We start from the raw sequence: 1,764 nt of genomic DNA on the forward strand, positions 1-1,764 counted from the left end.
ATGCAGGCCCGACCCAGCCGCCAGATCGGCGATCAGACGCGACGCGATAATGTCGCCGCGGCCGGCATGGGCGGCCAGTTGCATCGCCACCCGCGCCGTCATCCCGACGGGCGGACCGCGCATTTCGATCTCGCCGACATGCGCCCCTTGCGCGCTTGCCACGCCGATTTCCTGCGCCGCCTCGCGCAGGGCTGCCGCGCAGCGTATGGCGCGTGCCGGGCCGTCGAAGCGCGAAATCATCAACTCGCCATGCAGGCCCACAGAGCGCCCACCATGGCGTCCGACCAGCAGCCGCCAGGTTTCCTGGAAGCGTTGGCTGCGTTCGCTCCACATGCGGTCGCCGAGCCGCGCCGTATCGTAGATGCGTGTCACCAGAAGTGCCGCCAGCACGCGGTCCACTTCGCCTACGGCGCGCTCGCCGGTCAGGAATTCCTCGATCAAGTCGGCCACCCCGTCGACATCGCCGGTCCAGATCGGATGGTCGCGTCCGGCAATCTCGACCAGCCGGGCGCCGGGAATCTTCTGTGCAAGGAAGCGGCTGGCATCGGGGTCGACCCGCGCATCGTTGCGGCGATGAATCACAAGCGTCGGCGCGCTGATCACGTTCAGGATGTGGCGGATGTCGACGTCGGCGTTCATGCGCGCCAGCGCCGCCGCCGCCGTCGGGCTCGCCGACAATCGTTCGAAACGTGCCCACCACTGGGCGAAATGCGCGTCGTCGACCCGGCTCGGCGCGAAATGGGGCAGAGTGGCGCCGGTGCCCCAGGCTGTCTCCGCCATCTCGATGAAAGCGTCGAGGCGTTCGGGCGACATCACCCATTTGTGGAAATGCGCATAGCCGCCATAGAGCGCCAGCGCCCGCGTCCGCTCCGGATAGGTGGCGGCGAACAGCATCGCCATCGGCGCGCCTTCGGAGGAGCCGAGCAGGGCTGCACGGCCGCTGCCGGCAGCGTCCAAAACCGCGCGCACATCGTCCATCCGCGTTTCGAGACTGGGCAGGTTATGCGCGTCGACGCGGTCGGACAGACCCGTGCCGCGCTTGTCGAACAGGATCAGCCGCGAGAATGCCGAAAGCCGCTTCAAGAGCCTGGTATAGCCCTCGTCTTCCCAGTGCAGGTCGAGGTTGGAAATGAAGCCCGGCACGAAGACCAGATCGAGCGATCCCTGCCCGACCACCTGATAGGCGATCCTCATATCGCCGCTACGGGCGTATCGCGTCTCGATCGGCCTCACGAGATTTCCACCCCGGCCTGACGATTTCTGGTCGTCAAACCATAGCAGAACAGCGCGGATGCGGCAGCTTAAACTTTAGCGATGACGAATGTAAGCCGGCGCGGCTTGGCGATTATTCCTGCGAGGCGGCGACGTCGGCAGGGGAGGGCTCGAGTCCGAGTTTGAGGTCGGCCGCAGCCGGCGTGATCGGCCGCCTGATCCTGGCGGAGGCGGCCACCACCAACTCGTTGAAGTTCCCGGTGCCGTCGTCCAGCATTTCGAAGAACTGCCGCCGCATCCTCGGCTCCCAGAACTTGTTGATGTGCTCGGCGACGCCGGCAATGCCTTCCTCGCGCGGCTTGGAATGGAAGAAATCGGCGATCTGGTTTGCCATGCGCACCAGCTTCTCGGCGGTGCTCATAATGTGTTCTTCGTCATGCGACATGCTTGGCAACTCCGCAAACCACCCGGTCGGGGTGGGTGAAAATATCAAAATCGTCGCCGCGAACCAGCGCCACCAGCGTCATGCCGGCCTCTTGCGCCGTGCGGATG

3 protein-coding genes are annotated in these 1,764 nt (G+C 65.5%); all 3 read right to left on the reverse strand.

Annotated elements, in window-relative coordinates; translation table 11 throughout:
- Window positions 1-1,233, reverse strand: a 1,233-nt coding sequence (locus tag EN984_RS33415; RefSeq protein WP_127384298.1) for an alpha/beta fold hydrolase, incomplete at its 3' end; no start/stop codon positions are given.
- Between the two features lie 112 nt (window positions 1,234-1,345).
- On the reverse strand, window positions 1,346-1,657 hold the full coding sequence (locus EN984_RS33420) for a formate dehydrogenase subunit delta (protein ID WP_023811684.1): 312 nt from the start codon (window positions 1,655-1,657) through the stop codon (window positions 1,346-1,348).
- Window positions 1,647-1,764: formate dehydrogenase accessory sulfurtransferase FdhD (locus EN984_RS33425; protein ID WP_206517545.1), on the reverse strand; the 118-nt coding region annotated here is incomplete at its 5' end. The genes EN984_RS33425 and EN984_RS33420, both read right to left, overlap by 11 nt.

The sequence above is a fragment of the Mesorhizobium sp. M7A.F.Ca.CA.004.12.1.1 genome, from assembly GCF_003997835.1.
In the GTDB taxonomy this organism is placed as follows: domain Bacteria; phylum Pseudomonadota; class Alphaproteobacteria; order Rhizobiales; family Rhizobiaceae; genus Mesorhizobium.

What these genes read in the sequence shown, in the direction of transcription:
- EN984_RS33420 (WP_023811684.1), bottom strand. Translation starts at nt 1,657, where the DNA reads ATGTCGCATGACGAAGAACACATTATGAGCACCGCCGAGAAGCTGGTG.